2 protein-coding genes are annotated in these 1,261 nt (G+C 58.0%); both read left to right on the forward strand.

Annotated features, from left to right (window positions below; all coding sequences use genetic code 11):
* The first annotated feature begins 506 nt into the window (after nt 1-506).
* On the forward strand, nt 507-767 hold the full coding sequence (locus tag VMP31_RS09935; RefSeq protein ID WP_325506597.1) for a hypothetical protein: 261 nt from the start codon (nt 507-509) through the stop codon (nt 765-767).
* 270 nt (nt 768-1,037) lie between these two features.
* A partial coding sequence (locus VMP31_RS09940; RefSeq protein WP_325506599.1) for a DUF1206 domain-containing protein occupies nt 1,038-1,261 on the forward strand: 224 nt, incomplete at its 3' end.

Below are 1,261 nucleotides of genomic sequence, written 5' to 3' on the forward strand. Positions count from 1 at the left end.
GGGCGGGCAGCCCGAGAAGGAGTGTGGAATCTAGTTGCGTCAAGAACGGCTGAACATTCTCTAAATCAAAGTTTATTGACGCCTCATGCATAGGCGCCTCCTGACTCGCACAAGCGGCTGTAACCATCAAGCCTGTAGTAACAAGAAAAGCACGCATCATTAGGCGGCCTAACTCCTTGTTGAGCGGCGCTGGGCAGCGCCTGCGATAGCCGCGCTGACCTCGCGTCCGCTCGAACTAGAGTTAGAGTTCATCGTTGACGAGCTGCGATTTCCCCGGCCACTGCACCGGCACAGTACCAAAGCACACCGCTAACCGTTGCATTCGAAAAAAGGCCCTTGTTCAACGAATCGATCGCGCCAAATATGTAAACGATTCCGACGACGGGCAGCACAGTTAGGAAGCCCGGTATGGCACCGCCGATTAGACTCCGAAGGGGCTAAACGCGACTAACGCCGACGCGGCGCGCAGCGGTCCAATACTTGATGGCGTGCATAGAAACGAACCAATGGCCGATCCAGAATTGTTTGAACGCATGGTCGACGATCTTAAGGGTCGCGGCATGTCGGACGGCGCAATAGACGAAGCCCGAGCGTACTGGGCGACGGCGCCGAACAACGCACCTGCCCTGCCGTGTCCGATCTGCTACCTATCTGGTGGCGAAGGCAAACTCATCGCGCTGCCTGAGCAGGACGGCGTGGAAAGCCTGAAATGCCGATCGTCATCCGAGGCGCCCTGTGCAGATCGTACGGTCGGCGGCCATGCGTAGCTGATCGCGACGAGCCAGCGCGTCGAGTACTTCGCGGTAGTCAGGGCCGGTGGGACATCCGGAATGAAAATATCCATTTGTCCAATATTTGTATACATTTTTCGGACAGACGCTGGGCGACGAAGCATAAAATCCCTCCAGGGTTGTGCTTTTGACAACTCACTGCACCGCCAATAGGCTTGTGTTTGACCAAGAAGTGAGTTTGTTTTTCCTAGCCCTCGAAGTAGCAAGTAGTCGCTGCGCTCGGCGTCGAGGCGGAGGGCCCCTGCGATGGCAACCAATGCCGGCGGCAAGGCTCAACAGGCCGGTGACAGCGCGTCGCTGGAGGTGATCGCCCGCGTCGGGTTGATCGCTTACGGCGTTGTCCACCTCTTGATCGGCTGGCTGGCGTTGCAGATCGCGTGGGGCGCGTTGGCCAGCAAGAGTGCCGACATTTCCGGGGCGCTGAGAACACTGGCTGATGAGCCCTTTGGCAAAATCCTGCTGGGGCTGGT

The organism is Pseudomonas sp., assembly GCF_035512415.1.
Classification (GTDB): domain Bacteria; phylum Pseudomonadota; class Gammaproteobacteria; order Pseudomonadales; family Pseudomonadaceae; genus Aquipseudomonas.